The sequence below is a fragment of the Pseudoclavibacter sp. RFBB5 genome, assembly GCF_002931555.1.
In the GTDB taxonomy this organism is placed as follows: domain Bacteria; phylum Actinomycetota; class Actinomycetes; order Actinomycetales; family Microbacteriaceae; genus Pseudoclavibacter.
Map to the genome: position 1 here is coordinate 295,939 of NZ_PSTZ01000001.1, position 26,902 is coordinate 322,840.

General features: G+C 68.8%; 24 protein-coding genes. 11 read left to right on the forward strand and 13 right to left on the reverse strand.

The window, feature by feature from the left end; translation table 11 throughout:
- Positions 1-127 precede the first annotated feature (127 nt).
- Together C5B97_RS01460 and C5B97_RS01465 are read left to right on the forward strand one after the other, a co-directional pair.
- Positions 128-964 (forward strand): GyrI-like domain-containing protein, encoded by an 837-nt coding sequence (locus C5B97_RS01460; RefSeq protein ID WP_104310364.1) that lies wholly within the window; start codon positions 128-130, stop codon positions 962-964.
- A 101-nt stretch (positions 965-1,065) separates the two neighbouring features.
- Complete coding sequence (locus tag C5B97_RS01465) at positions 1,066-1,419, forward strand: VOC family protein (protein ID WP_104310365.1); 354 nt, start codon at positions 1,066-1,068, stop codon at positions 1,417-1,419.
- 87 nt (positions 1,420-1,506) lie between these two features.
- On the opposite strand, the gene C5B97_RS01470 is transcribed toward C5B97_RS01465, so the two are convergent.
- From C5B97_RS01470 to C5B97_RS01490, 5 genes are all read right to left on the reverse strand, one after another.
- Complete coding sequence (locus C5B97_RS01470; RefSeq protein ID WP_104310366.1) at positions 1,507-1,674, reverse strand: methionine/alanine import family NSS transporter small subunit; 168 nt, start codon at positions 1,672-1,674, stop codon at positions 1,507-1,509.
- Complete coding sequence (locus tag C5B97_RS01475; protein ID WP_104310367.1) at positions 1,671-3,230, reverse strand: sodium-dependent transporter; 1,560 nt, start codon at positions 3,228-3,230, stop codon at positions 1,671-1,673. The genes C5B97_RS01470 and C5B97_RS01475 overlap by 4 nt, the downstream gene beginning before the upstream one ends.
- A 152-nt stretch (positions 3,231-3,382) precedes the next feature.
- A complete protein-coding gene (gene zapE, locus C5B97_RS01480; RefSeq protein WP_104310368.1) occupies positions 3,383-4,549 on the reverse strand; it encodes a cell division protein ZapE in 1,167 nt (388 codons plus the stop codon).
- 25 nt (positions 4,550-4,574) lie between these two features.
- A complete protein-coding gene (gene purL, locus C5B97_RS01485) occupies positions 4,575-6,932 on the reverse strand; it encodes a phosphoribosylformylglycinamidine synthase subunit PurL (RefSeq protein WP_104310369.1) in 2,358 nt (785 codons plus the stop codon).
- Between the two features lie 133 nt (positions 6,933-7,065).
- Entirely contained in the window at positions 7,066-7,869 is an 804-nt protein-coding gene (locus C5B97_RS01490) for a DeoR/GlpR family DNA-binding transcription regulator (RefSeq protein ID WP_258067827.1), read from the reverse strand.
- A 71-nt stretch (positions 7,870-7,940) separates the two neighbouring features.
- Here C5B97_RS01490 and galT point away from each other — a divergent pair, with 71 nt between their 5' ends.
- Positions 7,941-9,071, forward strand: coding sequence for a galactose-1-phosphate uridylyltransferase (galT, locus tag C5B97_RS01495; RefSeq protein ID WP_258067828.1), 1,131 nt, complete (start codon positions 7,941-7,943; stop codon positions 9,069-9,071).
- An 11-nt stretch (positions 9,072-9,082) separates the two neighbouring features.
- Positions 9,083-10,231 (forward strand): galactokinase, encoded by a 1,149-nt coding sequence (gene galK, locus C5B97_RS01500; protein ID WP_104310594.1) that lies wholly within the window; start codon positions 9,083-9,085, stop codon positions 10,229-10,231.
- A gap of 231 nt (positions 10,232-10,462) precedes the next feature.
- Here galK and C5B97_RS01505 read toward each other — a convergent pair whose 3' ends face one another.
- Positions 10,463-10,978, reverse strand: a complete 516-nt coding sequence (locus tag C5B97_RS01505; protein ID WP_104310371.1) for a GyrI-like domain-containing protein — start codon at positions 10,976-10,978, stop codon at positions 10,463-10,465.
- A 322-nt stretch (positions 10,979-11,300) separates the two neighbouring features.
- Between C5B97_RS01505 and C5B97_RS01510 the strand changes: the two genes are divergently transcribed.
- Both C5B97_RS01510 and thrC read left to right on the forward strand, forming a co-directional pair.
- Complete coding sequence (locus tag C5B97_RS01510; RefSeq protein ID WP_249312722.1) at positions 11,301-12,701, forward strand: amino acid permease; 1,401 nt, start codon at positions 11,301-11,303, stop codon at positions 12,699-12,701.
- 61 nt (positions 12,702-12,762) lie between these two features.
- Positions 12,763-14,187: a threonine synthase gene (gene thrC / locus C5B97_RS01515; RefSeq protein ID WP_104310372.1), complete on the forward strand. Its 1,425-nt coding sequence runs from the start codon at positions 12,763-12,765 to the stop codon at positions 14,185-14,187.
- A gap of 133 nt (positions 14,188-14,320) precedes the next feature.
- On the opposite strand, the gene C5B97_RS01520 is transcribed toward thrC, so the two are convergent.
- The 3 genes from C5B97_RS01520 to C5B97_RS01530 form a co-directional block, all read right to left on the reverse strand.
- Complete coding sequence (locus tag C5B97_RS01520; RefSeq protein ID WP_104310373.1) at positions 14,321-14,893, reverse strand: YdeI family protein; 573 nt, start codon at positions 14,891-14,893, stop codon at positions 14,321-14,323.
- Between the two features lie 191 nt (positions 14,894-15,084).
- Positions 15,085-16,386, reverse strand: a complete 1,302-nt coding sequence (locus C5B97_RS01525) for an Nramp family divalent metal transporter (RefSeq protein ID WP_104310374.1) — start codon at positions 16,384-16,386, stop codon at positions 15,085-15,087.
- A 204-nt stretch (positions 16,387-16,590) separates the two neighbouring features.
- Positions 16,591-17,526 carry a dihydrodipicolinate synthase family protein gene (locus C5B97_RS01530; RefSeq protein ID WP_104310375.1) on the reverse strand — a complete coding sequence of 312 codons (936 nt, stop codon included), beginning with the start codon at positions 17,524-17,526 and terminating at the stop codon, positions 16,591-16,593.
- Positions 17,527-17,716: 190 nt separating this feature from the next.
- Between C5B97_RS01530 and C5B97_RS01535 the strand changes: the two genes are divergently transcribed.
- Positions 17,717-18,760 (forward strand): LacI family DNA-binding transcriptional regulator, encoded by a 1,044-nt coding sequence (locus tag C5B97_RS01535; RefSeq protein WP_104310376.1) that lies wholly within the window; start codon positions 17,717-17,719, stop codon positions 18,758-18,760.
- 297 nt (positions 18,761-19,057) lie between these two features.
- Here C5B97_RS01535 and C5B97_RS01540 read toward each other — a convergent pair whose 3' ends face one another.
- A complete protein-coding gene (locus tag C5B97_RS01540) occupies positions 19,058-19,612 on the reverse strand; it encodes a TetR/AcrR family transcriptional regulator (RefSeq protein ID WP_104310596.1) in 555 nt (184 codons plus the stop codon).
- 54 nt (positions 19,613-19,666) lie between these two features.
- On the opposite strand from C5B97_RS01540, the gene C5B97_RS01545 reads away from it, so the two are divergent.
- Together C5B97_RS01545 and C5B97_RS01550 are read left to right on the forward strand one after the other, a co-directional pair.
- Positions 19,667-21,187: an MFS transporter gene (locus tag C5B97_RS01545; RefSeq protein ID WP_181026849.1), complete on the forward strand. Its 1,521-nt coding sequence runs from the start codon at positions 19,667-19,669 to the stop codon at positions 21,185-21,187.
- A 333-nt stretch (positions 21,188-21,520) separates the two neighbouring features.
- A complete protein-coding gene (locus tag C5B97_RS01550) occupies positions 21,521-22,549 on the forward strand; it encodes an ATP-dependent 6-phosphofructokinase (RefSeq protein WP_104251579.1) in 1,029 nt (342 codons plus the stop codon).
- 79 nt (positions 22,550-22,628) lie between these two features.
- Here C5B97_RS01550 and C5B97_RS01555 read toward each other — a convergent pair whose 3' ends face one another.
- Genes C5B97_RS01555 through purS form a run of 3 tightly spaced genes read right to left on the reverse strand, consistent with a single transcriptional unit; the run spans position 22,629 to position 24,229 of the window.
- Complete coding sequence (locus tag C5B97_RS01555; RefSeq protein ID WP_104310377.1) at positions 22,629-23,165, reverse strand: DUF3817 domain-containing protein; 537 nt, start codon at positions 23,163-23,165, stop codon at positions 22,629-22,631.
- A gap of 3 nt (positions 23,166-23,168) precedes the next feature.
- The gene (gene purQ, locus C5B97_RS01560) at positions 23,169-23,873 is read right to left on the reverse strand and encodes a phosphoribosylformylglycinamidine synthase subunit PurQ (RefSeq protein WP_104310378.1); all 705 of its coding nucleotides are present in this window, start codon (positions 23,871-23,873) and stop codon (positions 23,169-23,171) included.
- A complete protein-coding gene (purS, locus tag C5B97_RS01565; RefSeq protein WP_104310379.1) occupies positions 23,870-24,229 on the reverse strand; it encodes a phosphoribosylformylglycinamidine synthase subunit PurS in 360 nt (119 codons plus the stop codon). The genes purQ and purS overlap by 4 nt, the downstream gene beginning before the upstream one ends.
- A 120-nt stretch (positions 24,230-24,349) precedes the next feature.
- Between purS and C5B97_RS01570 the strand changes: the two genes are divergently transcribed.
- Both C5B97_RS01570 and C5B97_RS01575 read left to right on the forward strand, forming a co-directional pair.
- Entirely contained in the window at positions 24,350-25,801 is a 1,452-nt protein-coding gene (locus tag C5B97_RS01570) for an AI-2E family transporter (protein ID WP_249312709.1), read from the forward strand.
- On the forward strand, positions 25,801-26,655 hold the full coding sequence (locus C5B97_RS01575) for a hypothetical protein (RefSeq protein WP_104310380.1): 855 nt from the start codon (positions 25,801-25,803) through the stop codon (positions 26,653-26,655). Before C5B97_RS01570 ends, C5B97_RS01575 begins: the two co-directional genes overlap by 1 nt.
- Positions 26,656-26,902: the final 247 nt, after the last annotated feature.

Below are 26,902 nucleotides of genomic sequence, written 5' to 3' on the forward strand. Positions count from 1 at the left end.
GCGATCCGTGTCCAACATGAGTGCAGAATTGGCCCATCCGGGGGCGGAAACCGGGCCGGGGGCCAGATATCGCACTGATGTTGGACAGTGATCGGCGGCAGATGGAAGCCGGTGTCAGACTTGGCGCATGAACCGTGAGCTTCCCGGAACCCTGATGAGCATCGGCGAGTTCTCGCGCTACTCGGGGTTGAGCGTGCGCATGCTTCGGCATTATGCGGAGCGGGGTGTGCTTGCCCCGGCCGAGGTCGACGAGTTCAGCGGGTACCGACGCTACGCACCCGGTCAGCTGCAGGACGCGGGGCGGGTGCGGATGCTCCGCGACTCGGGGTGCGGGATCCCGGCGATCGCCGAGCTCCTGCCGCTCTTCGACTCGCCTGACCTGCTGCGGCTTCGGCTGCAATCGCACCTCGACGAGCTGAAGGCAGAGGCACGACGGGTGGCCGAGCAGCAGGCGCTCGCAGTGAACCTGCTTGGGGAGCTCGAGGCGCGAGCGCGGCGGCTGGACGTCGTCGAGCGCACGTTCCCGGCGCTGCGCGTGCTCTACCTGCGGCGGACCGTCGCCGACTACCCGTCTGAGGGGTCACTCTGGGGCAACTTCCGCGGCCCGGTCGCCGAGCTCACCTCCCGCGACCCGGAGGCCTTCGGCGACGTGGGCGGTGCCACCTACTTCGACGATGAGTACCGCGATGCCGACGTCGAGATGGCGATCTGGCGCGAGTACCGCGGCGCCTCCGTACCGGATGGGTACGAGGTCGTCGAGCTTCCCGAGCAGCGCGTCGCGACGGTCACACATCGGGGCGGCTTCGAGACGATCAACGAGGCGACTGCCACCGCGGGTGCCTGGGTTGCCGATCAGCAGCGCACGAGAGTCGGGCCGATCTTCAACGTCTACGTGCGCGGCCCCGGCCGCGACCCGAACCCCGAGAACTGGGTCACCGAGGTGAACGTGCCGATCGCGGTTTGACTCTCACACTGTGTGAGACCTCACGATCGGATCACCGGCGCACGAGGCCGGCGCCGCAGCGCAGGGGCGCGGCGGCTGATCCGGACGAGAGGACAACGACCATGTCGAACACTGTGAACTACTTCGAGATCGGCACCACCGACCCGGAGGCCGCGAAGGCCTTCTATGGCGACACCTTCGGCTGGACGTTCGGCTCGCTCGAGCCGGGCGGTTACGGCATGGTCGACGCTGCTGGCAACGGTGGCGGCCTCTGGGACTCGAGCACCGTCGGCGGTGGCAGCTGGGCGATCTTCTACGTCGAGGTCGACGACATCGAGGCGAAGCTCGAGCAGGCGGCCGCCAACGGCGCGGAGACCGTCATCCCGCTGGTCGACAACGGCACCATCAAGTTCGCGCACCTCCGCGACCCGCTCGGCAACCGCTTCGGCGTCTGGCAGCGCAAGGCGAAGGGCTGAGCGGCGCGGGCATACAAGCAGAACCCCGCCCGCGAGAGACTCGCGGGCGGGGTTCAGTCGGTGCTGAGAAGAACCGAGGTTCGCCGATCAGGTGTCGTGCGTGACCGGGGCGTGTTCGGCTCGGCCGTCGTCGTGACCACCCGACGGATAGTCGGCGCGTTCCGGGTGCCGACGGAGCGCGATGACGGAGGCGGCGCATCCGCCCCATACGATCCCGATCGCGACGATGAGCATCGTGATGGCTTCTGGGGTCATCGGGCCGTCTCCTTCTCGCGCAGCTCAGCCGACGTCGGCCAGGCGGTGAACTTATCTGGGCTGTTGCGCCAGCGGATCAACGTCATGACCGCGCTCGCGAGCAGCATCACGAGCACAGCGCCCCAGCCGAACACGCCGATGTACCAGAGCGGGTAGCCCTCGTAGCCGTCGACGATGAGCGTCCTGATCTGCTCGATGAGCATGTACGTGAGGACGACCGGCGCGATGATGCCCGTCAGCACGAGCCACCACTTGCCGACCTGGAACGTCGACACGGAGTTGAGGTGCAGCCGCATCTCCTCGCCGCGGCGGGCGACCCAGATGACGCCGACGCAGGTGGCGATGGCGGACGCGATGATGCCGATGTTGTTCGTCCACATGTCGACCGTGTCCAGGGCGATGAGGCCCGTCGTCGTCGAGAAGAGGAGGATCGAGATGACGGCGCTCACGCTGCCGAGGATGACCGCCGCCTTGCGAGGCGACCAGCCGAACTTGTCCTGGAACGCTGACGAGACGACCTGCAGGATCGACAGCAGTGAGGTGAATCCCGCCATGACGAGCGACCCGAAGAACAGCGCCCCGAAGATCTGCCCGCCTGGCATCTCCGAGATGATGGCCGGGAAGGTCACGAACGACAGGATCGGGCCGGTCAGCCCCTCCAGCTCGCCCACCGCGACGTTCTGCTGATGCGCCATGAAACCGAGCGTCGCGAAGACGCCGATGCCCGCCAGGATCTCGAACGACGAGTTCGAGAAGGCGACGACGAGTCCCGGGGACGTCATGTTCGAGCGACGGTTCCGGTAGGACGAGTAGGTCACCATGATGCCGTAGGCGATGGACAGCGAGAAGAAGATCTGGCTGTACGCGGCGATCCAGACGCTCGGGTCGCCTAGCGCGACCCAGTCGGGTGTGAAGAGTGCGTTGAGCCCATCTGCCGCGCCGTCCAGGAAGAGCGCCCGGACCACGAGGATGAGGAACGAGACGAGCAGTAGCGGCAGGAAGATGAAGTTAGTGCGTTCGACACCCTTCGCGATGCCCGCCGCGAGCACGAAGATCGTCACTCCCCAGACGGCGACGAGGGGGATCAGGACCGAGGGCACGAACTGCATCGAGACCCCGGGGTCGCTGAGCTGCAGGAAGTCGCCGGTGAAGAACGCCGCCGGGTCGTCGCCCCAGCCGAGGTTGAACGAGAGCACGAAGAAGCTCAGCGCCCAGGCGATGATCGCCGTGTAGTACAGGCCGATCACGAAGCAGATGAAGACCTGGAACCAGCCGAGGCTCTCCATCCACTTCGCGACGCGACGGAAGGCGGTCGGTGCGGCCCCGCGCATCCGGTGGCCGATCGCATAGTCGAGGAAGAGGATCGGGATGCCCGCGGTGATGAGCGCGACGAGGTACGGGATGAGGAACGCGCCCCCGCCGTTCTCATACGCCACCCCCGGGAAGCGCCAGATGTTGCCGAGCCCGACGGCGGAGCCGATGGCGGCGAGGATGAACCCGGTCTGGCCGGTCCATTGCTCGCGAGGCTTGACCTCGGTTGTTGTGGATGTCGTCATTGAGAATCCCCCAAGAGCGTCGTGAGCGGGTGCGCGTGCGACGACAAGCGCTCTGCTTGCCCGACGAGCCTAGTGAATTCGAGGTGCACCTCGCATGCCCGGCATCGAATCGTGATTCGCGACGGGGCGCGGAACTCTCCGAACGTCGGGCCCTAGCGCTCCAGGAGGTGCAGGCGGCTCACCATGCGGAACGCGTCGGCGCGGCCCGCGGCGGCGGCCACGAACTCGTCGAACGACGCATCCGCGGAGAAGTGCGCCTCGATGTCGTAGTCGACGAGCACGTCGATCGCAGTGACGAAGCGCTGCTGTGGATCGCGGCCGACCGAGGCGAGGAGCGGGACGTCGAGCACGTGCCACGTGTCGAAGTCGCGCGCCCACTGCAGGTATTCGAGCGACGACGTCTTCGCGACGAACAGCTCCGCGAACGTCGCCCAGAGCTCGCGCCCGCGCACGGCCGTCACTTCGAAGGTGCGCCCGCCGAGGTCGAGGCTCGTCGCCTCGGCGGTCGACGGGCGGGTAGTGGTGGATGCGGCGCTCGGCACGTGAGTCCACGACCCGGTCGCGAATCCCCGGCGCTCGACCGTTGCCGCTCGCGAGCGGCGGTAGTCGAAGTCGCCAGTGAGCTCGACGACGTCGAGCTTACGCTCGATGAGCTCGATGCCCGGCTCGAAGATGTGGTGGTAGACGGGGCTCGGGAGGAGGCCCTGTGGCGGGTAGTTCGAGGTCGCGACGATCGTGATGCCGTGCTCGAGTGCATACCGCAGCAGGCCGGTGAGCAGCGTCGCGTGGCCGGGGTCGTGCACGTGGAACTCGTCGAACAGCAGCAGGTGAGCATCGCCGATCAGTTCTTCGACAGCATTCGCGAAGACACTGTCCGAGCCGCGGTTCGCGAAGATGCGGGAGTGCAGCTCGTTGAAGAACGAGTGGAAGTGGACGCGCAGCTTCCGCTCGATCGGGACCGCGTCGTAGAAGGCATCCAGCAGCCACGACTTGCCGCGGCCCGCCGGCCCCCACAGGTAGAGCCCGCGCGGGGTCGCCGAATGGGGAGGAGCGGCGGTGGCGTGATCTGCGTCGTCCTCGCCGGGATGGGTCTCCCCGGCCGCACGCGCCTCGCGCTCGACGATCTGCGCGCCGAGGCCCGCGAGACGCAGGGCGACCATCCGCTGCCCATCGTCAAGCGCGAAGCCGGCCGATGCGGCTGAGGCGACGACGGCTTCGAAGACTCCGGCCGCCGCTTGGCTCGCTCCCGCCTCAACAGTTTCGGGATGGGCTTCTCGCTTCGGGATGGGAAGCAACCCATCCCGAAGCGAGGAACCCATCCCCAGACTCACGGCGCGGCGGTCCTTAGGAGATCGCAGCCGCGACGGCGGCGGAGATCGGCGCGGAGTTCGGTCCGACGACGTCGCCGAAGCGCTTCGGCAACGTGGCGCCGCGCGCCTCGGAGAGCTCGGCAAGCGTGAACTCGAAGAGGCCCTGGACCTCGAGCTTCGCGTCGGCACCCATGCCGTCGCTCACGCCGACGCGGGTGACGGGGAAGTCGCGCGCCTCGCACATCGCCTGGAAGCGCACGTCGTCGTCGTGTGGGACGGAGACGAGGATGCGCCCGGCCGACTCGCTGAACAGCGCGGTAGCCGCATCCACCCCCTCCTTCTGCATGAGGCCGTCGAGCACGATGCGCGCGCCGACGCCGAAGCGGGTCGAAGACTCGACGATCGCCGCCGCGAGGCCGCCCTCGGAGAGGTCGTGCGCCGAGGTGAGGAGGCCCTGCTGGCCTGCTCCGATGACGAGGTCGGCGAGTGCCTTCTCGCGCTCGAGGTCGACCTGCGGGGGCAGCCCGCCGAGGTGACCGTGCACGACGTCGGCCCAGATGGAGCCGGACAGCTCTTCGAGCGTCGTGCCGAGGAGGTAGAGGTTGTCGCCCTCCTCCTGCCAGCCGGACGGGACGCGGCGGGCCACGTCGTCGATGAGGCCGAGCACGGCGACGACAGGCGTCGGGTGGATGGGCACGTCGCCGGTCTGGTTGTAGAACGACACGTTGCCGCCCGTGACGGGGATGCCGAGCTCGAGGCACGCGTCGGCGAGGCCCTCGACGGCCTGCGCGAACTGCCACATGACCTCGGGGTTCTCGGGGCTGCCGAAGTTGAGGCAGTCGGAGACGGCGGCTGGGCGTGCACCCGTGGCTGCGACGTTGCGGTACGCCTCGGCGAGGGCGAGCTTGGCGCCCGCGGACGGGTCGAGCTGCGCGTAGCGGCCGTTGGCGTCGAGGCTGATCGCGAAGCCGAGTCCGGACTCCTCGTCGATGCGCACCATGCCGGCGTCCTCCGGCGTGCCGAAGGCCGTGTTGCCGAGCACGTAGCGGTCGTACTGCTGCGTGATCCACTCGGGGTCGGCGAGGTTCGCCGACGAGACGAGGGCGAGCACCTGCTCGCGGAGTTCCTCACCCGACTGCGGGCGGGGGAGCGCGGATGCGGTGTCAGCCTGCAGCGCGTCGATCCATGCCGGGTAGGCGACGGGGCGGTCGTAGACGGGGCCGTCGATCGCGACGGTGCGCGGGTCGACGTTCACGATCTCCACGCCGCGCCAGTTGATGACGAGGCGGCCGGTGTCGGTGACCTCGCCGAGGACGCTCGTCTCGACGTCCCACTTGTCGACAATCGCCATGAACGCGTCGAGCTTGTCGGGCGCGACGACCGCCATCATGCGCTCCTGGCTCTCCGACATGAGGATCTCCTCAGCCGTCAGGTTCGGATCACGCAGGAGCACCTTGTCGAGCTCGATGTACATGCCGCCGTCGCCGGCCGCGGCGAGCTCGCTCGTCGCGCAGGAGATGCCGGCAGCGCCCAGGTCCTGGATGCCCTCGACGACCTTCTCGCGGAACAGCTCGAGGCAGCACTCGATGAGCACCTTCTCGGCGAACGGGTCGCCGACCTGGACGGCGGGGCGCTTCGTGGGGCCCTTCTCGTCGAACGAGTCGGAGGCGAGGATGGAGGCGCCGCCGATGCCGTCGCCACCCGTGCGGGCGCCGAAGAGCACCACCTTGTTGCCGGCGCCGCGCGCGTTCGCGAGGTGCAGGTCCTCGTGGCGGAGCACGCCGACCGCGAGGGCGTTGACGAGCGGGTTCGCCTGGTAGACGCTGTCGAACCACGTCTCGCCGCCGATGTTCGGCAGGCCGAGGCAGTTGCCGTAGAAGGAGATGCCGCTCGTGACGCCATGCACGACCCGCGCCGTGTCGGCTTCGTCGATGGCGCCGAAGCGCAGCGCATCCATGACCGCGACCGGGCGGGCACCCATCGAGATGATGTCGCGGACGATGCCGCCGACACCGGTCGCGGCTCCCTGGAACGGCTCGATGTAGGAGGGGTGGTTGTGCGACTCGACCTTGAAGGTCACCGCCCAGCCCTCGCCGGCGTCGATGACGCCCGCGTTCTCGCCCATGCCGACCATGAGGTTCTTCTTCATCTCGTCGGAGACCTTCTGGCCGAACTGGCGCAGGTAGTTCTTCGAGGACTTGTAGGAGCAGTGCTCCGACCACATGACGGAGTACATGGCCAGCTCGCCCGACGTGGGGCGGCGGCCGAGGATCTCGCGGATCTTGTCGTACTCGTCGGGCTTCAGTCCGAGGGCGCCGTACGGCTGCTCCTTCTCGGGAGTCGCCTTCGCGTTGTCGACGGTGTCTGGCACGTGGGTGGTCTGGCTGCTCACTGGCGAGGCTCCTTCTGGCGGCGCGATGCGGAGAAGTCGGGGCGTGTCCGCACCGGACGAGTCTACGGCGTTCGGGGGCGCCCGCGCGAAGGGGTGTGGATGGACGCTGGCGGCGCGGCCCGTCGCGGGGCTGTTAGACCAGCCGCACGTCGCAGCCGGCCGAGCGCAGTGCCTCGACGTCGCCCGCGTCTGCCTCGGTGCCCGTGATGAGGCTCTCGAACTCGTCGAGGCCGCCGATCACGCCGACGTGGGCGCGGCCGAGCTTGCTGGCGTCGGCGACGACCACCGAGCGGTCGGCTGCGTGGAGCATGGCCCGCTTGAGCTCGGACTCCGGCAGGTTCACGTTGGTGACGCCCGCGCCGACCTGCACGCCCGTGCAGCCGATGACGGCCAGGTCGGTGTGGATGCGCTCGAGCATCGCGGACGCGTAGGGCGCGACGAGCGAGTGCTGCAGCGGGCGCAGGGTGCCGCCGGTCACGACGACCGTGAAGCGGGGGATGGCCGACTCGAGGGCGAGCGCGATCGAGAGGCCGTTCGTGATGATGACGACGTCGTCGAGATCCTCCCGCGCGAGCAGGGCCTCGGCGACGGCCGTGGTCGTCGTCCCGACGTCGAGGAGCACGCTGGAGCCGCTCGTGACGAGGGCTGCCGCGGCGGTGCCGATGCGGCGCTTCTCGTCTGCGGCACTCTGCTGCGCGGTCTCGAAGGAGGTCTCGAGGCCGGCGGGCCCGTGGCCGAAGATCGCACCGCCGTGGACCCGCCCGAGGATCCCCGCACGCTCGAGCGCCGTGAGGTCGGAGCGGACCGTGACCTCTGAGACGCCGAGCTCGCGGCTCAGGTCAGCGACCCTGGCGAAGCCGGTACGTTTGACGAGCGCGACCACGTCGGCTCTGCGCGCCTCCGCGGGGCGGTCTGGGGTCGTCTCGTTGTTCACCACGATCCACAGCTTACGCCTTCGCAAGCAGATTGGCGCTTGACTTTCGAAAACGAAAGTGGCGTAATCGGAGCGTGCACTCCCTCACCAACAACATCGTCAAGCGCGAGACGCTCCTCTCTGACGGTCGCGAGCTCATCTACTTCGACGACGCCGACACGACCCTCGACCCCGAGCGCGCGCTCGACAGTCGCATCCCTGCCGATCGTCCGCCGGTCGCCGAGATGCGCCAGGACCCGCTCACCGGTGAGTGGATCTCGATCGCCGCGGCGCGCCAGAACCGCGTCATGCTGCCGCCCAAGCACCTCGACCCCCTGGCGCCTTCGAGCCCGGCGAACCTCACCGAGGTGCCGAGCAACTACGACGTGGCCGTGTTCGAGAACAAGTCGCCCTCCTTCGGCCCGACGCTCGCCGGCGACGGCTTCAGCCCCGAGGGCGAGCTCGAGGAACTCGCATCCCTTGGCCTCGGCCGCACGAAGCCGTCGATCGGCCGATGCGAGGTCGTCTGCTTCAGCCCCGAATCAGAGGGGTCGTTCGCCTCGCTCTCGCTCTCGCGCGCTCGCACGGTCGTCGAGGCATGGGCTGACCGCACCGCCGCGCTCTCGCAGCTGCCCGGCGTGCAGCAGGTCTTCCCGTTCGAGAACCGCGGCAAGGACATCGGCGTCACGCTGCACCACCCGCACGGCCAGATCTACTCGTACCCCTACGTCACGCCGCGCACTGCTGCGCTCATCCGCTCTGTCGAGAAGTACGGGCCGACGCTCTTCCAGGACATCCTCGACTTCGAGCAGGCCTCCGAGCGGATGCTCATCCGCGGCGAGCACGTCACGTTCTTCGTGCCCTTCGCCGCGCGGTGGCCGCTCGAGGTGCACATGCTCCCGCACCGCCACGTCGCCGACCTCGCCGAGACGACGCCGGAGGAGCGCGACGAGATCGCCCGCGAGTACCGCCGCGTGCTGCGCGCCCTCGACGCGATTTACGACACCCCGACCCCCTACATCGCCGCGTGGCACCAGGCGCCCGTCAACTCGCATCGGGATGACGTCAGGCTCATGCTGCAGATCACCTCGCCTCGGCGTGCGGAGGACAAGCTCAAGTTCCTCGCCGGTTCCGAGTCGGCGATGGGGGCCTTCATCGGCGACGTCCCGCCTGAAGCCACGGCGGGCCTCCTGCGCGCGGCGCTCGCGAAGGTGGACGCAGCGTGACCCGGCCAGAGCTGGCGACGGCGGCGACGGATGCGTTCGCGCGCATCCACGGCGGCGCGCCAGACGGCCTGTGGTCGTCGCCGGGTCGAGTGAACCTGATCGGCGAGCACACCGACTACAACGAGGGCTTCGTGTTCCCGTTCGCGATCAACCGGCACACGGTGGTCGCCGCGAGGCTGCGCGACGACCGGATGGTCCGCGTCTCGAGCGGCCTCCGCGACGGCGTCGAGGAGGTCGCCATCGACGATCTGGCGCCGGATGCGCTCGGCGGCTGGTCCGCGTACGCGCTCGGGGTCATCTGGGCCGCGGGCCAGCTGGGCACCGACCTCAGCGAAGCCCGGGGGCTCGACCTGCACGTCGAGTCGGATGTGCCCCTCGGGGCAGGGCTGTCCTCATCCGCCGCCCTCGAGGGGGCCGTTGCGGTCGCGATCGACGAGCTGTGGGGCCTCGGGCTCGACCGCCGGACACTCGCTCGCATCGGGCGCCTCGCCGAGAACGAGGCCGTCGGCGCCCCGACCGGGATCATGGACCAGTCGGCGGTGCTGCTCGGCCAGCGCGACTCGGGTGTGCTGCTCGACTGCCGGTCGCTCGAGTCGACCATCGTGCCGCTCGCGTTCGAGGCGCAGGGGCTCGCGGTGCTCGTCATCGACACCCGCGTCGAGCATGCCCACGCGAACGGCGGCTACGCCGAACGGCGAGCCTCTTGCGAGCGCGGGGCTGCGGGGCTGGGCGTCTCATCGCTGCGCGACGTGGCCGTCGACGACCTGGAGCGCGCCGAGCAGGTCCTGGATGAGGAGACGTTCCGCCGGGTGCGGCACATCGTCACCGAGAACGCAAGGGTTCTTGCCGTCGTGGACGCGCTCCGCGACAGTGGCCCGCGCAGCATCGGCCCGCTGCTCGCCGAGTCCCACGCATCGATGCGCGACGATTTCGAGATCTCCGTGCCGGAACTCGACCTCGCGGTATCGACGGCCGTCGCTGCAGGTGCCATCGGCTCGCGCATGACGGGCGGCGGCTTCGGGGGAGCGGCCATCGCGCTCGTGGAACGCGACGACCTCGCCTCCATCTCGCAGCGCATCCACGAGGCCTTTGCCGCCGCGGGGTTCACGGAGCCGGCGACGTTCGAGGTGCTCCCCTCCCAGGGCGCTACCCGCGTCTGAGCCGCGCCCCGACGCCCGCTGGCTCCTGCCCGGCTGGCTCCTCCGCTCCAGCTCGTCTAGCGGAGCCGCTTGCCAGACCTGGGCCTTGCGCATCCGCTGCAGGTTGAGCGGCTGCGCTTGCCACAGGTCTGATGCCTTGCCGGGACTTCTCGGCGCAGACGTCGGGCTCGCGCATCCGCTCGCCGGAAAGCGGATGCGCGCGGCCCAGGTCTGCGGCTCGGGCGCCCGCTGCTACTCGTGCGGGGCGAGCGACACGATGAGGTCGGTGCGCAGGTCGTCGGGGTTCATGTCGGGGCTCGGCTCGGTGACGTAGATCTCCACCATCGAACCGGGGGCCTCGCCGGAGTCGGCGACATCCTGCATCAGGCGACCCCATGATTCGCCGAGGCCATCGAACGAGCCGAGGTGCGTGGCACCGGCCGCCGGACCGGCTGGCAACCAGGAATTCTGGATGGCGATGTCGCCGACGATGATCTTCTCCCGCACCGACTCGGTGACGGGGAAGCCGATCTCCACGTCGAAGGTCTGCGACGGGTCGCCGTGGTAGACGGCCAGCGCGGGCCCCGCCGGATGCACTTTGTCGGCCCCGATCGCTGCGCCCATCGCCTGGAACGTCGTGTCGAACAGCGCGCGCAGGTCGCCCATGCTGACGTTGTCGTAGCGCGCGACCGCCAGGGGGACGGCGGTCAGCTCGAAGCGCTCGACGCCTTGGCGGGGCGATTCGGGCAGCGGAAGTGTCTCTGGCATGGTGTCCTCCTCGACGTCCCGCGCAGGCGGGAGCAGATGCTTGACGCCAACCTAGGGCAAGCAGCCGTATGCTGACGCCAGGTTCGGTGTTCTCGCGGGAACTTCTCCACAAGGACCGGAACTCGACGCGCTCGGTGCGCGGCCGAGGCGCTACGATCGCGCAGGTGACGCGCCGGCGCAGGAGACGGTCGGGTGGATGCGCCACCGGAACCACGAGAGACACGAGCTGCGCATGAACACCGTCGAGAACAACGGCATCGACACCGGGGCGACGCAGAAGCGGCCGCTTGCGCGGGCGCTCACGGCCCGGCACATCCGCTTCATGGCGCTCGGCTCGGCGATCGGAACGGGCCTCTTCTACGGCTCGTCGGCCGCGATCCAGGCCGCAGGCCCCGCCGTGCTGCTCGCGTACATGATCGCCGGCGCCGCCGTCTTCATGGTGATGCGTGCGCTCGGCGAGATGACCGTGCGTCACCCCGTGACCGGCTCGTTCGGGCAGTTCGCGAACCGCTACCTCGGCGCGCGCTGGGGCTTCATCACCGGCTGGACGTACGCGTTCGAGATGATCGTCGTCGCGATCGCCGACGTCACCGCCTTCGGCGTCTACATGGGCTTCTGGTACCCGGACGTCGCGCGCTGGGTGTGGATCGTCGCCGTCATCCTCTTCATCGCCGCCATCAACCTGCTCGGCGTGCGCGCATTCGGGGAGCTCGAGTTCTGGCTCGCCCTCGTCAAGGTCACGGCGATCATCGCCATGATCGCGGGTGGCATCGCGATCATCATCTTCGGCTTCAGCAACCAGTCACCGGATGCGTCCGGCATCGGCGCGCTCTTCAACCCGGCGACGGGCGGCTTCTTCCCGATGGGCATCGAGGGAGTCATCGCCTCCTTCGCGATCGTGGTCTTCGCGTTCGGCGGCATCGAGATCATCGGCATCACGGCGGGTGAAGCGCAGGACCCGAAGCGCGTCATCCCGAAGGCCATCAACAGCGTGCCGCTGCGCATCCTCCTCTTCTACGTGGGCGCGCTCGCGGTCATCATGATGCTCGCGCCGTGGAACACGATCACGGGAGACGCGAGCCCGTTCGTCTCGATCTTCGACGGCCTCGGGATCCCCGCGGCCCCGCACATCCTGAACTTCGTGGTCATCACGGCGGCGCTCTCGGCCATCAACTCGGACGTGTTCGGGGCCGGCCGCATGATCTACGGCCTCGCCGAGCAGGGGCAGGCGCCGCGCGTGTTCCTGCGCGTCTCGAGGAACGGCGTGCCGTGGGCGACGGTCGCGCTCATGGTCGCGGCGCTCGCGGTCGGCGCGTGGATGAACGCCGTGATCCCCGAGGACGTGTTCCTTGTGATCGCGTCCATCGCGACGTTCGCGACGGTGTGGGTGTGGATCATGATCGTCTGCTCGCACATCGCGATGAAGCGGGACATCGCACGCGGCGGCCGCAGCGCATCCGAGTTCCCCGTGCCGCTGTGGCCGTACGCGTCGTGGGCGACGCTCGGGTTCCTCGTGTTCGTGCTCGGCGTGCTCGGCTGGTTCGAGAACACGCGCGTCGCCCTCGTGGTCGGAGCCGTCTGGTTGGCGCTGCTGCTCGTCGCCTACCAGTTCGCCGTCGGCACGGCCGGCAAGCGCCGCGCCGACCTCGTCGACGAGACGCGAGCAGTGGAGGTGCAGGCCGGCGGGCCTACGCCGCAAGTCAAGGGCACCCCGCGCGACTGACCCGCCCCGATACGATGGGGACGCACACTCCCGGCACGACAGACGACTGAGGCGCCAGATCTTGCAATTCATCTCAACACGCGGCGGCACGCTCGGCGCATACTCCGACGTTCTCCTCGAGGGCCTCGCCCCGAACGGCGGGCTCGCCGTCCCGGAGCTGCTGCCGCAGTTCACGAACGACGACCTCGAGCGGTGGCGGCCGCTCGACTACGCCGGTCTCGCGACCGAGGTGCTCGCGCTGTTCGCGACCGACATCCCCCGCGAAGACCTCGAGCAGCTGACGGCGCACGCCTACGGCGAGGGCCGCTTCGCCTCCGAGGATGTCGTCCCGCTGCAGAAGCTGGATGCGCAGCTCACGCTCGTGGGCCTGTCCGAGGGGCCGACCCTCGCGTTCAAGGACATGGCCATGCAGTACCTGGGCCAGACCCTCGACTACGTGCTCGCCAAGCGCGACCGCGTGCTCAACGTGCTCGGCGCGACCTCGGGCGACACCGGCTCGGCCGCGGAGCACGCCCTGCGCGGACGCGAGCGCGTCTCCGTCTTCATGCTCTCCCCGCAGGGCCGCATGAGCGCGTTCCAGCGCGCGCAGATGTACTCGCTGCAGGACGAGAACGTGCACAACATCGCCGTCAAGGGCGTCTTCGACGACTGCCAGAACCTCGTGAAGCGCCTCGCTGAAGACATCGACTTCAAGCGCGGCAACAACATCGGCGCCGTCAACTCCATCAACTTCGGCCGCATCTCGGCCCAGATCGCCTACTACGTGTGGGCGTGGCTGCGAGCCACCGACGAGCTGTCGGCGGATGCTCGCGACGGCTTCGAGGTGTCGTTCGCGGTGCCGTCCGGCAACTTCGGCAACATCCTCTCCGGCCTGTACGCGAAGCTCATGGGCCTGCCCGTGCGCAAGCTCGTGCTCGCCGTCAACGAGAACAACGTGCTCGACGAGTTCTTCCGCACGGGCTTCTACCGCCCGCGCAACGCCGAGAACACGCTCGCCACGTCGAGCCCCTCGATGGACGTGTCGCGCGCGTCGAACCTCGAGCGCTTCGTGTTCGAGCTGCTCGGTCGCGACGGCGGGCGCACGGCAGCCGCGTGGAGCGAGCTGGCCGAGACGGGCGAGATCGACCTGTCGGTGGCGCAGCACACGTTCGAGCCGCTCTTCGGCATCGTCAGCGGAACGAGCACCCACGCCGACCGTCTCGCGACGATCCGCAGCGTGCACGACGCATCCGGTGTCACGATCGACCCGCACACAGCCGACGGCGTGAAGGTCGCGCGCGAGCACCTCGAGGACGGCGTTCCCATGCTCGTGCTCGAGACCGCGAAGCCGCAGAAGTTCGCCGACACGATCTCCGAGGCGCTCGGCGCCGAGGTCGAGGTCGACGCGGAGACGCGGGCGCTCCTCGACGCGCCCCAGCGGGTCGTCGAGCTCGACGACGACGAGCAGCTCCTGCGCGACTTCATCGCGGAGCGCGTGCTGCGCTAACGCCCAGCCCCATCCGGGCGTAGACGGATGGAAAATGCATGCTCCTTGCACCGGGAGCATGCATTTTTCGTAGGTCTGCGCCGCAGCGGGCGGGTGCGGGAGGCAGTCGCGCGCGGGAGCGCCCGCGAGCCGCCTACTTGTAGTGGTGCTCCCCGCGGGCGGCCTTCTCGACGACGTCCTGGATGCGCGCGGCGCGGATCGCTGGCGTCTTGATGCCGGTGATGCGGAAGATGACCTGGAAGCGCTCCTGCTTCTTCATCGCCTCGAAGAAGGCGAGGGCGGCTGGGTTCGCGTCGAGTGCCGCCTGCAGGTCGGCGGGCACCACTGCGTCCTTGACCCGGTAGGCGGCGTCCCAACGGCCGTCGGCCTTCGCCCGCTCGATCTCCGCGAGGCCGCCCGGTTGCATCCGCCCCTCTTCGATGAGGCGGGCCACGTGCCCGACGTTGATCTGCGACCACGGGCTGTTCTTCCGCCGTGGCGTGAACGCCTGCAGCATGTAGTCGTCGTCGAATCGCGCCGACTGGCCGTCGATCCACCCGTAGCAGAGCGCCACTTCGAGCGCCTCCTGCCAGGTGATGCCCGGCGCCTTCGAGAGCTTCTTGCGCAGCTTCAGCCGCACGCCGCCGTCGTCGGGGTCGGCGGCGAGAAACGCCTCCCACTGCTCGATCGTGAACTCGTGGATGGGTTTGTCGGCAAAGCTCACCATGCCGTCATCCTAGGAGGCCGTCGGACAGGCTGGCGCTGTCCGACTTCCGTGATGGATGCGCCCCACCGACCACCGGGAACGCATCCGGGCCCGTTTCATCACGGAAATCGGTCAGGGCCCGCGCCCAGCAGAAAGCTGAGCACGGGCCCTGATCGTCGGCCCGAGCCGACGAGGCCCTTCGCCTGCCTCGCCTACCCGGCGATGAAGCTCATGAGCAGCCGCACGGAAAGCGCGAGCACCGCGACGAGGCCGAGGATGCCGAACAGGTTCTGCCACCACTTGTTGCGCATCTCGCCCATGAGCGAGCGGCGGTTCGCCATGATGATGATGAGTGCCGCCAGGATGGGCGCGACCAGGATGGTGAGGGCCTGGGCGAGCACGATGAGCTCGACGGGCGAGGTCTGGAAGATGAGCGTCACCGCCAGACCGAAGGCGAGGATGAAGCCGCTCGTGACGCGGGCCGTGATGGTGTTCGCGGATCCACCCCTGCCGAACGCGTCGGACAGCATCGTGCCGCCGGCGATCGCGTTGGGGATCATCGAGGAGAACGCCGCTCCCGCGAAGCCGAGGGCGAAGATGAAGCCGCCGACGGGTCCCGCGAGCGGTTCGAAGATCGCCGCCAGGCCGGTGATCGAGGTCGCGGTCTCGGCGGTCTTGCCCAGGGCGCCCGCCGCGACGACGATGACGAGCCCCGTCATGATGCCAGGCGCGATGATGCCTGGGATCGTGTCGACCAGCGTCACGTCGCGGTAGTCCTCCTCCGTGCGGCCGCGCTCCTTCGTGCCGTAGGAGGTGTAGAAGGCGGCGTTGATGGAGAAGTTCGTGCCGACGAGCGCCACGATGAGCAGCCAGGAGCCCTCCGGTGCGGTCGGGATGAGCCCGCGGCCCGCCTCCGCCCAGTCGGGGTTGACGACGAACGCGCTCACGACGAAGCAGATCGCCATGAGGGCGACGATGCCGATGAGCACCTTCTCGATGACGTTGTAGATGCTGCGGATGAAGAGCACGGCCGCGACGCCGAGGGTGCAGATGGCGGTCCACATGACGGGCGAAGAGCCCTCGACGAGCATCGAGAGTCCGAGGCCCGAGCCGACCGCGTTTCCCACGGAGAAGCACAGCGTGATGAGGAAGACGCCGACGCCGGCGACGACCCCGAGAGGCTTCCCGAGGTGGTCCTTGATGGAGGCGATGAGGGACACGGGCGATTTGATGCCGAGCCGCACGCTCATGTCGGTGAGGAAGATCATGAGCACCGTCGAGACGGCGATGACCCAGATGAGGGCGTACTGGTACGAGCTTCCGGCCTGGACAGCCGTGGTGAGGTTGCCGGGCCCGAACTGCCAGGCGCCCGCGACGAACGCGGGTCCGATGAGGGCCAGCTGCTGCCAGAAGCGGCGGCGAGTGCGGCGGGATTCGACGATCGTGCGGACTGCTTCGGTCGAGATGCGTGCGTGGCCGGTGCCCGGCGTCGAGTGGAGGCGGGTGTCGCCCATGGGGGTCTCCTTCGGGGAGTGCGGCTGATCGGATGCGGGGCATCCGGCCGCGAAGTCGTCATTGACTTGGGGGTCGCGCAGGTTGGGGGAACCGGCGCGACCGGTGCCGCTTCCGTGGCGTGCGTGGCGGCGTGTGTCGTCGATCTTCGAGCAGTCGACGTCAAGCGTATGGGGCAGCGACCCTGTTGTCGCTGCCCCTGCCTGCTAGGAGGCGACCGTCACGCGGTCGAGCCCTGCGATGGCGAACGCCTCGGCGATCTCGCGGTCCGCGCCGTCCGCGAGTGGCAGGAGCGGGGTGCGGACGGTCGCGTGGTCGAGGATGCCGCGGTGCACGAGGCCCCACTTGAGCGCGACCGTGCCCTCCATGTGCGAGCCGCGGTGGTACACGTTCTTCGTGACGGGGAGCAGGCGCTCGTGGATCTCGTGCGCCCGGTCGTAGTCGTGCGCCTTGCCGGCCTCGATGAGCTCGACGAGCGCCTCGGGAGCGATGTTGCCGTAGCCGACGAGCAGGCCGTCGACGTCGAACATCGTGGGCAGCAGGTACTCGTCGTGGCAGGAGAGGATCTGCAGCTCCGGGTAGGCGGCACGGAGCGCGGGGATCTCGGTGTACCAGCGGCGCATGTTGCGGACGCCGTTCTTCGTCGCGAAGACGCCCTCCTGGCCGGCGATCTCGAGCTGCGTGTCGAGGTTGTAGCTGGCCTTCGTGTTGTCGGGGTACTGGAAGAGGATCAGCGGGAGTCCGCTCTCCTCGTAGACGTCGCGGTAGCGCGTCTGGGGCGCGCCGTCCTGGTAGCCGAAGCGCAGCCACCCGTGGGACGGGTAGACGAGGCCGGCGGACGCGCCAGCATCCACTGCCCGCTTGGCTTCCTCGGCGGCGACGGCGTTGCCCTCCTGGGTGATGCCGGCGACGATCGGGATGCGGGAGTCGACCGACTCGCGGAAGGCCGTGATGACCTTCGCCTGCTCGGTCTGCGTGAGGAACGTGCCCTCGCCGGCGTGGCCGAGGACGACGAGGCTCTTGACGCCGTCGACGGAGCCGAGCCACGAGCCGAGGCGCTGGATGGCGTCGTAGTCGACGGCGCCGTCCTCGGTGAAGGGGGTGACGGGGGCGGGGGAGAGGCCGCGGAGATCGATCGACATCTTGTCTTCCTTTGCTCATCGTTGAGGTGGTGGGTCCCGGCCGTTGCGGGCTGGCGTTGCTTCTGGTCCTGTCAGGTGCAAACGTTTGCGGGAACGATTGCAAGTCTTGATGCAAACGTTCCCGGTGTCAACCCCCGAATCCTGTGCTTGCTGCCGGAGCGGTGTCAGCGACCGGGATACACTCCTCCGCATGAGGCGAAACGACAGTGCTGTTGCCCCCGGAGCGGGCGAGCGCCGAGTCGTGACCCTCAAGGAGGTCGCCGCCGAAGCCGGCGTCAGCATCTCGACCGTCAGCCGCATCCTCGACGAGCGCACCGCGCAGTCGCAGTCGGCGACCGCCGTGCGCGTCCGCGAGATCGCGAACGAGCTCGGCTACCGGCGCAACGTGTTCGCGTCCCAGCTCCGCCGCGGATCGACGAGCACGATCGGCGTGCTCGTGCCGCGCCTCAGCGACACGGTCATGGCGCTCATGTACGAGGCGGTCGAGCGTGCAGCGGCCGCGCGCGGCTACGTCGCGGTCGTCGCGACGACCGGCGACGACGCCGAAGGCGAGCAGCGCGCCGCCCAGGTCCTCCTCGACCGCAACGTGGATGCGCTCATCATCGCCTCATCTCGACGCGTCGACTCCTTCCCCCAGTCGCTGCAGGAGTCTGGCATCCCGCTCGCACTCGTCCTGCGCACCGACGGTGTCAGCCCGTCCTCCCTCGGCGACGACGAAGTCGGCGGCTACCTCGCCGTGCGGCACCTCATCGACCTCGGCCACCGCGACATCGCACTCGTCACGGGTCCCGACTTCACGTCCAGTGCACGAGACCGCCTGGCCGGAGCGCTGCGGGCGGCGCGCGAGGCCGGCATCGAGATCCCTCCGCACCGCATCGCGGGCGACGGCTTCCGCATCGAACACGGCGCCGCCGCCGCCGAGCGCATCCTCGACGCGGCCGACGTGCCGCCGACCGCGATCTTCGCCGCGAACGACAACCTCGCCCTCGGCGTCATGGCCGCCTCGCACCGCCACGGCCTGCGGATCGGCACCGACCTGGCCCTCGTGGGCTACAACGACGTCCCCTTGGCCGAGGCCCTGCCCGTGCCGCTCACCTCGGTGCGCACGTCGTTCGACCAGATCGCCACGACCGCGCTCGAGCTGCTGCTGACGCCCGGCGCAGGTCCCGTCATCCGCCGCGCGATGCCGACCCTCATCCCGCGCGCATCCAGCTGCCCGCCGCCGCAGCGCTGACCGCGGCTCCGTCGGACCGCCGCGGGTGCCGAGTTCGCCGCGGTCCTGTCCGGCATCAGTGCAATATGGCCGCATTTCGCCCCGTCAGGCCGTCGTTGGCGCGTTCTTGCACTGATGTTGGACAGGGTCGCCGCTCGGCGGCTGGGCCGACCGGCGCTCCGGGGCTTCGTGCCTCGTGCTCTGGCCCGTGCTCTGGCCCCGCCCCCTGTGGCCAACTTCCGTGATCGATGCGCGCCCGTGGCGTTCGTGGCGCCGTATGAAGGCGCTTTGTCCCGCAGCTTGGTCAGATGAACGTCGTTACTCGTCGAGGAGGTCGAGGAGCGTGCGGATGATCGCCTCGCGCTCCCCGTCGCTCGGAAGGAGCTTCGCGGCCTCGGGGAGGCTCTCGCGCGACTCGCTCACGAACGACGTCGAATGGTAGAGGCCGTCGCCGAGGAGCTTGGTCATGTGGGCGACGAGTGGACTGCCGGTCGATTCGAGGATCGCGTCGTGCCACGAGCGCTCGAGTTCGAGCACGGCGCGGGTGGCGCTCTGGTTGCCGTTGCGGGAGAGATTCATGACGGCGAGCCAGGCGGTGTCGAGCTCGTCGCCGACCGAGCTGCTCATCTCGATGAAGTGGCGGACGGTGGTCGCGGCGTCGCCGTGCAGCTGGTCGGCGCTTGCTCGCGCCATGCCGGTGAAGCGCTCGATGAGCGCATCCGCCAGCGCCTCCTTCGAGGGGAAGTGGTAGATGAGTCCGCCCTTGGAGACACCCGCGATGCGGGCGACGGCGTCGAGGGTGGTCGCGGCGACGCCCACGGTGGTCAGTGACTCCTCGTAGGCGTCGAGGATCTTCTCTCTGGCGGAGCTCATGGCCGACATCTTACAGTTGCCAGCTATACCGGCTGGTCGGTATAGTCGTTCTTCATGACCACACTGATCGAACAGCGCGCAGGCCGGAAGGAATGGCTCGGCCTCGCGGTGCTGATGCTCCCCGTCCTCCTCGTGTCGATCGACAACACGGTCCTGAGCTTCGCCCTTCCCTACATCGCGCTCGACCTCAAGCCGAGCGCCGCGATGCAGCTCTGGATCATCGACATCTACCCGCTTGTGCTCGCGGGCCTCCTCGTCACGATGGGCTCATTCGGCGACCGCATCGGCCGCCGCAAGCTGCTGCTCATCGGCTCTACGGGATTCGCGCTCGTCTCCGTGCTCGCGGCCTTCTCCGTCTCCGCCGAGATGCTGCTGCTCTCGCGTCTGCTGCTCGGTGTCTTCGGCGCCATGATCATGCCGTGCACGCTCTCGCTGCTGCGCGGCATGTTCCACGACCGCGCCCAGCGCCGCCTCGCCATCGCCATCTGGGCGACCGGCTTCTCGGCGGGCACCGCCATCGGGCCGATCGTCGGCGGCGTGCTCCTCGAGCACTTCCACTGGGGTTCCGTCTTCCTCATCGCGGTGCCGTTCCTGCTGCCGCTGCTCGTCTTCGCGCCGCTGCTCGTCACCGAGTCGCGCGACCCGAACCCCGGCCCCATCGATGTTCCCGCGATCCTGCTCTCCATGGCGGCGCTCGCGCCCATCGTCTTCGCCATCAAGCACACGGCGACCGACGGCCTCGACCTCATCTCGGTGGGCTCGCTCCTGGTCGGCCTGCTGTCCGGTTGGCTGTTCGTGCGTCGACTCCTGAAGCAGGAGAATCCGATCCTCGACATGCGCCTGTTCGCGGTGCCCGCCTTCACCGGTTCGGTGCTCGTGAACCTCGTCAGCGTCGTCGCGCTCGTGGGTCTGCTCTTCTTCCTGTCGCAGCACCTCCAGCTCATCCTCGGACTCACTCCGCTGCAGGCCGGCCTCATGCTGCTGCCAGGGACGGTCATGATGATCGTCGCCGGCCTCCTCATCGTGCGCGTCGTGCGCCGCGTGAAGGTGCACATCGCGATGGCGTTCGGCCTCGGCCTCGCGTTCCTCGCCTACCTGTCGCTCGCGATCACGGGCGGCTCAGCGCCGCTGTGGATGCTCGTGGCGGCGTTCACGCTGCTCGCGGCGGGAATCGCGATCGCCGAGACGCTCTCGAACGATGTCATCATCGCGAGTGTCCCGCCGGCCAAGGCCGGTGCGGCGTCTGCCGTCTCGGAGACGGCCTACGAGGTGGGCGCGGTGCTCGGCACGAGCGTCCTCGGTGGTGTCCTGACGTCCAGCTACCGCTCCGGCATGGTCGTCCCGGAAGGGGTGACCGCCGAGCAGGCGGATGCGGCGCGGGAGACCCTGGCCGGTGCCGTGAACGTCTCGAACGAGCTCGAGGCGGGTGGCATGGCGTCGCAGGCGCAGACGCTCCTCGACTCCGCGTTCCACGCCTTCGATGCGGGCAGCACCGTCACGTCGGCGGTCGGTGCCGTGCTCATGGTCGGCGCGATCTTCCTCGCGCTGCGCATGGTCAGCAAGACACCCGCGTAGTCGGTGGCGCCGGCAGCTGTCGCTCGCATCGCACGGACCCTCGGTGGCTCGTAGGGCTGTGCTGCCAGTCAGGGTGACGTGAGCCCCGAACCGGGCGTCGGACTCCAGATTCGGAGCCCCACGTCACCCTGACCGGCAGCGCCTGCGTGGCAGACCGACCCACATCGTCGCTCGTCAGAAATCGCGCGAGACACCCGGACCCGGTACTGTCGCTGTCGAGCCGTCTTCCAACGCAGGAATCCGCTTCTGCACTGAATCCGTTCCGCAGTGGGTGGGCTACTCAACCGTGATGGCTGTTTGCGTGTATTGCCACACCCAGAGGAGAACCAACGCATGAAGATCGGACTGCTGACCAGCGGCGGCGACTGCCCAGGACTCAACGCTGTCATTCGTGGCAGCGTGCTCCACGGCATCAAGACCTATGACAACGAGTTCGTGGGCTTCCGCGACGGCTGGCGTGGCGTCATCGAGGGTGACGTCATGGATCTTCCTCGCACGAAGGTGCGTGGCCTCGCAAAGCAGGGCGGCACGATCCTCGGCACCTCGCGCACGAACCCGTTCGACGGCCCCAACGGCGGTCCCGAGAACATCGCCGTCATGATGGAGCGCCACTCCGTGGATGCGCTTATCGCGATCGGCGGAGAGGGCACGCTGGCCGGCGCCAAGCGTCTCGCTGACGCCGGCATCCCAGTGGTCGGCGTGCCGAAGACCATCGACAACGACCTCCAGGCCACCGACTACACGTTCGGCTTCGACACGGCCGTGCAGATCGCGACGGACGCCATGGACCGCCTCCGCACGACCGGTGAGTCGCATCACCGCGTCATGGTGGCCGAGGTGATGGGCCGCAACGTCGGCTGGATCGCGCTGCACTCCGGCATGGCGGCTGGCGCTCACGCCGTGCTCATCCCGGAGCAGAAGGTGCCGATGACGCAGGTCGCGGAGTGGGTTTCCGAGGTGCACCAGCGTGGCCGCTCACCGCTTGTCGTGGTTGCCGAGGGCTTCATCCCCGAGGGCATGGACGAGGTGCTCTCGCAGGGCACCGAGGTCTCCGGTCGGCCCCTTCTCGGCGGAGTCGGCGACTACGTGACTGCTGAGCTGGAGAAGCTGACGGGCATCGAGACGCGCAACACGACGCTCGGCCACATCCAGCGTGGTGGCGCGCCGACGGGGTTCGACCGCGTGCTCGCGACCCGTTTCGGCCAGTACGCCGTCGACATGGTCAACGGCAAGCAGTGGGGCAACATGGTCGCGCTGCGCGGCACCGAGATGCAGACGGTCGCCTTCGAGGAGGCCCTCGACGGCCTCAAGACCGTCCCCCAGGACCGCTGGGACCAGGCGAAGATCTTCTTCGGCCGCTAGGCCGTCGGGTCGTTGACCCGAGATGCACGAAGAGGGCGGATGCAGGTGCATCCGCCCTCTTCGTGCACGCGCAGGGTGCTCAGTGGGCGCCGGTGGGTCCGACGAGGGCGCCGCTGAGGGAGCCGGTCAGGATGACGACGGCGAGCACGATGACGGCCGCGCTCATGGTGATCGGCCGGTCAACGAACCAGCGGACGATGCGCTGCAGCGAGAAGCCCTTGGATGGAGCGTCTCGCCAGCCGCCCTCGAGGGCGCCCCGGTGCTCAGCCCACCAGTCGTAGACGAGCGTCGCGAACGGCGGGATGGCCGCGAACCAGCCGAGCCCGAACATCCACCACGGCCAGCGCTGGTTGACGCCGACGAACGCCGTCACGACCAGGTAGACCATGAACATGGCGCCGTGCAGCGAGCCGCCGACGGACACGAGCAGGTCGGTGGTCTGCGTGACGTACTTGAGGAACATGCCGGTGAGCAGCAGGGCCCACGTGATGGCCTCGCCGATCGAGACCGCCCGCAGCAGGACGCGCGGGGTGAGGCGCCGACCGTCGGTGGGGGTCGTCGATCCGGTCGCCGTGGCCTGCGCCGTGCGCCCGGCCGTCGTGCTCGCGTCTGACACCGTCTAGACGCGCGCGAGCAGCGCCTCCACGGCGCTGCGGAAGATCGGGAGGCCGTCGAGGCCGGACGCCATGTGGGTCGCTGTGTCCGGCCCGAAGCCGAGCTCGACCGCGTGCTCGGGGTGCGGCATGAGGCCGACGACGTTGCCGCGTTCGTTCGTGAGGCCCGCGATGTTGTTGCGTGAGCCGTTCGGGTTGACGTCGACGTAGCGGAACGCGACCTGGCCCTCGCCCTCGACGCGAGCGAGCGTCTCGTCGTCGGCGATGAACCCGCCCTCGCCGTTCTTCAGCGGGATGGTGATCTCGGCGTTCTTCTCGTACGCGTTGGTCCACACGGTGTCGTTGTTCTCGACGCGCAGCACCTGGTCGCGGCACACGAACTTGCCGTGGTCGTTGCGGATGAGCCCACCGGGCAGCAGGTGCGCCTCGGTCAGCATCTGGAAGCCGTTGCAGATGCCGAGCACGGGGAGGCCCGCGTTGGCGGCCGTGATGACCTCGGCCATGATCGGCGAGTGGCTGGCGATCGCGCCTGCGCGCAGGTAGTCGCCGTAGCTGAAGCCGCCGGGGAGGATGATGGCGTCGACGCCGTGCAGGTCGTGCTCGCCGTGCCAGAGGGCGACGGCTTCACCGCCCGCGAGGCGCACGGCGCGCTGGGCGTCGCGATCGTCGAGCGAACCCGGGAACGTGATGACGCCGACGCGGGGGCTCATGAAGCGGAGCCCTTCGACTGGACCTCGGCCGCGATGACCGATGCGAGGGACGCCTCGGTGTCGGCGGCGACCGCGTCGTCAGCGTCGTCGTCGGCCGACTCGGCGCCGTCTGGCAGGACGTCGATCGAGATGACGTCCTCGATGACCCCGTTGGCGAGCAGCTCGTCGGCGACCTGCGAGATCTCCTCCATGAGCTCTGCCGTGACTTCGCGGTCGGTGGTGATCTCGAAGCGCTTGCCCACGCGCACGTCGTGCAGGTGGTCCTTGCCGAGGCGCGAGAGGGCGCCGGCGACGGCCTTGCCCTGCGGGTCGAGGAGTTCCTGCTTTGGCATGACGATGACGACGATCTTGGGCATCGGGAGCGGCTCCGATCGGTGGAGGAAAGAGACGCCCCCAGCTTACCGTCAGGCGCGGATGCGCGAGGCTCGTCCAGAATGTCGGTGCACACGCATAGCCTTGACCCACATTCTCGGCCGTTGGCATCCCCGCCGGCCGCTATCGCTGACATCTCGGGAGCATCCATGCGCGACAAGCTCAAGCGCCTCTTCGGCGGCGGCAAGCGGGCGGGGCGTCCCGCGCCAGTGCTGCCCGCGCCGTCCGCGTCCTCCGTCGCGGCGCAGCTGGCGGCGCAGTCGTCGCCTGTCGAGCACCTCGATGCTCCGGCGCGAGATGAGGTCATGGTCGGCGGCAACGCGGTCCAGGCATACGCGCCAGACGATGGCGAGGGCCGCGGTCGGCGCCCGACGAGCGTCGGCGTCATGTGGACCGACCAGCTGGGTCGCGTCGCGACGCGGGCGCTGCAGGGGCTCGTCATCGTCGCTGCCGCCACCCTGCTCATCTTCGCTGGACTGCAGGTCACGATCGTCGTCATCCCGGTGCTGCTGGCGCTCATCGTGTCGGCCGCCGCGTGGCCGATCATCCGATTCCTCACGTCGAAGAAGTGGCCGCCGGCGCTCGCGACCATCACCGTGCTGCTGGCCATCATCGTCTTCCTCGGCGGTGCGCTCACGATGGTCGTGCTGCTCGTGCGCAACCAGTGGTCGGAGCTGTCGGAGCAGGCGGTCCAGGGGTTCAACCAGGCTATCGAGTGGGTGAACGCGACGTTCCCGATCACGATCGACCAGGACCAGATCAACGAGTGGCTGGGCCAGGCGCAGGACTTCATCTTCACGAGCCAGTTCGGCAACGCCGCCGCGAGTGGGCTCACCGCCGGCATCTCCGGCGTCACCACGTTCATCACGAGCGGCGTGCTCTTCGTCGTCATCCTGTTCTTCTTCATGAAAGACGGCCCCCTCATCTGGGGCTTCCTGACGAAGCCGCTCAAGGGTGCGAACAAACGCCGCGCGCGACTCATGGGGTCCCGCGCTGTGGAGGTCATGGGCGGGTACGTGCGAGGCACGGTCATCGTGGCCCTCGTGGATGCGGTGTTCATCGGCATCGGGCTCGCCATCGTCGGCGTCCCCCTCGCCTTCCCGCTGGCCGTGCTCGTGTTCATCCTCGCGTTCATCCCGATCGTGGGCGCGACGCTGGCCGGCATCCTCGCAGCGCTCGTGGCGCTCGTCACGAACGGGCTCGTCCCGGCCATCGTGGTCGTCGGCATCGTCGTGCTCGTCAATCAGCTCGAGGGCAACTTCCTCCAGCCGGTCGTGCTCGGCAAGTCGCTCAAGCTGCACGAGCTCGTCGTGCTCATCGCGCTGACGGTCGGCACGATCCTCGGTGGCATCGTCGGGACCCTGCTCGCGGTGCCCGTCGCGGCCGTCAGCTGGGCCCTCATCCGCGCCTGGTACGAGCCCCTCGAGAAGCTGCAGGAAGACGAAGCCCTGCCTGATGACATGCGAACCAGGCTGCCCTGGCGCAAGAACCTCGACGAAGACGACGCCCCGGCCGGCGCCTCCTCAGGCGCCAAGGGCTCGAGCATCGACGTCTGATGTTCGCAGGGCTGATCCGGGGGATCCGGGAGAAGGGCGTCCTCGCCGAGCTCAGTTCGGCAGGCATCGCCGTGGCCGTGCTCGTCGGCGTCTGGACTCTCTCCACGATCTCGGACGTCTCGCAGTTCCCGTATGACGCATCCACGTGGTCGTACGTGGGCATGGGGGCTCCCGCGCTCCTCGGCATCTGGCTGAGCGTCGAGCTCCTCGGTCTGCCTGATGCCGAGGATCGGCCGCTGCTCGGGCGCTTCATGGTGCGCACGATGGTGGTCGGGCCGTTGCTCTTCACGGCCGCCTGGCTGCTCGGCACCCTGCTCCTCCTGGTGCTGACGCTCACGGGCGGCATCGTGCCGGAGCTGAACGAGACGGACGGGCCCGTCGCCGAGGTGCTGCTCAACGCCTTCCTGACGTGGCTGGTCGGCGTCGCAGCGGTGCTCCTCGGGGCCTTGCTCGGGCTGGTGTTCATCGTGCTTCCCGTCCTCTCCTGGCGTGACCCCGCGAGGGCGGCCGAGATCAACGCCGAGACCGTGCCGAAGGGTGACCTGGCCCGTGCGCGGCTCGAGCGGCTGACCTTCTCGGGCATGCTCGCCCTCATCTTTCTGGCGCCCGCCCTCTGGGTCTTCGGTGAGGACAACGCCAAGGCGAGGAGCGCCCCTGAGGCGTTCGTCAACGTGTGGCGTGCCGTCGTCGACTTCGAGCCGTCCTGGTGGGACCGGTATCTCTGGGACATCGTCTGGGTTCTCGGGATGCTCAGTGCGCTGCTGCTCGTCGCGCTGGTCGTCATCATCGTCCGACAGCGGTCGAAGCACGGCTCATCGTCCAAGGGCCGCGGTTCGAAGGCCGGCGGAGAGTAGCTCAGCACACATCGGTCGCTGCCCGGGCCACCACGAATCGAGCGCACGCGCGGAGGCACTCTCGGTGGGCGGCCATCCTCGCTGCGCCGACATCTGGCGACGGTAATACCTGTTGTGATAATGTCAGGACATATGCGGCAGGCGGGTAGCGATCAACACGGGCTCGAGGAAGAGCATCCGCGTCGTCGATGGCTCGCGAGGCTCAGCGCCCCGGACCTCGGGGAGCGTGGCTGCCGCGGCACCGGCG

Excerpts from the sequence above, each read along its gene's own strand:
- C5B97_RS01475 (WP_104310367.1), bottom strand. The coding sequence starts at position 3,230 with ATGACGACATCCACAACAACCGAGGTCAAGCCTCGCGAGCAATGGACC.
- C5B97_RS01540 (WP_104310596.1), bottom strand. The coding sequence starts at position 19,612 with ATGAGCTCCGCCAGAGAGAAGATCCTCGACGCCTACGAGGAGTCACTG.
- C5B97_RS01470 (WP_104310366.1), bottom strand. The coding sequence starts at position 1,674 with ATGACCCCAGAAGCCATCACGATGCTCATCGTCGCGATCGGGATCGTA.
- C5B97_RS01535 (WP_104310376.1), top strand. The coding sequence starts at position 17,717 with ATGAGGCGAAACGACAGTGCTGTTGCCCCCGGAGCGGGCGAGCGCCGA.
- C5B97_RS01510 (WP_249312722.1), top strand. The coding sequence starts at position 11,301 with ATGGCGCTCGGCTCGGCGATCGGAACGGGCCTCTTCTACGGCTCGTCG.
- C5B97_RS01460 (WP_104310364.1), top strand. The coding sequence starts at position 128 with ATGAACCGTGAGCTTCCCGGAACCCTGATGAGCATCGGCGAGTTCTCG.
- C5B97_RS01465 (WP_104310365.1), top strand. The coding sequence starts at position 1,066 with ATGTCGAACACTGTGAACTACTTCGAGATCGGCACCACCGACCCGGAG.
- C5B97_RS01525 (WP_104310374.1), bottom strand. The coding sequence starts at position 16,386 with ATGGGCGACACCCGCCTCCACTCGACGCCGGGCACCGGCCACGCACGC.
- C5B97_RS01575 (WP_104310380.1), top strand. The coding sequence starts at position 25,801 with ATGTTCGCAGGGCTGATCCGGGGGATCCGGGAGAAGGGCGTCCTCGCC.
- C5B97_RS01550 (WP_104251579.1), top strand. The coding sequence starts at position 21,521 with ATGAAGATCGGACTGCTGACCAGCGGCGGCGACTGCCCAGGACTCAAC.
- C5B97_RS01520 (WP_104310373.1), bottom strand. The coding sequence starts at position 14,893 with ATGGTGAGCTTTGCCGACAAACCCATCCACGAGTTCACGATCGAGCAG.
- zapE (WP_104310368.1), bottom strand. The coding sequence starts at position 4,549 with ATGGGTTCCTCGCTTCGGGATGGGTTGCTTCCCATCCCGAAGCGAGAA.
- purQ (WP_104310378.1), bottom strand. The coding sequence starts at position 23,873 with ATGAGCCCCCGCGTCGGCGTCATCACGTTCCCGGGTTCGCTCGACGAT.
- C5B97_RS01530 (WP_104310375.1), bottom strand. The coding sequence starts at position 17,526 with ATGTCGATCGATCTCCGCGGCCTCTCCCCCGCCCCCGTCACCCCCTTC.
- C5B97_RS01505 (WP_104310371.1), bottom strand. The coding sequence starts at position 10,978 with ATGCCAGAGACACTTCCGCTGCCCGAATCGCCCCGCCAAGGCGTCGAG.
- C5B97_RS01545 (WP_181026849.1), top strand. The coding sequence starts at position 19,667 with ATGACCACACTGATCGAACAGCGCGCAGGCCGGAAGGAATGGCTCGGC.
- purS (WP_104310379.1), bottom strand. The coding sequence starts at position 24,229 with ATGCCCAAGATCGTCGTCATCGTCATGCCAAAGCAGGAACTCCTCGAC.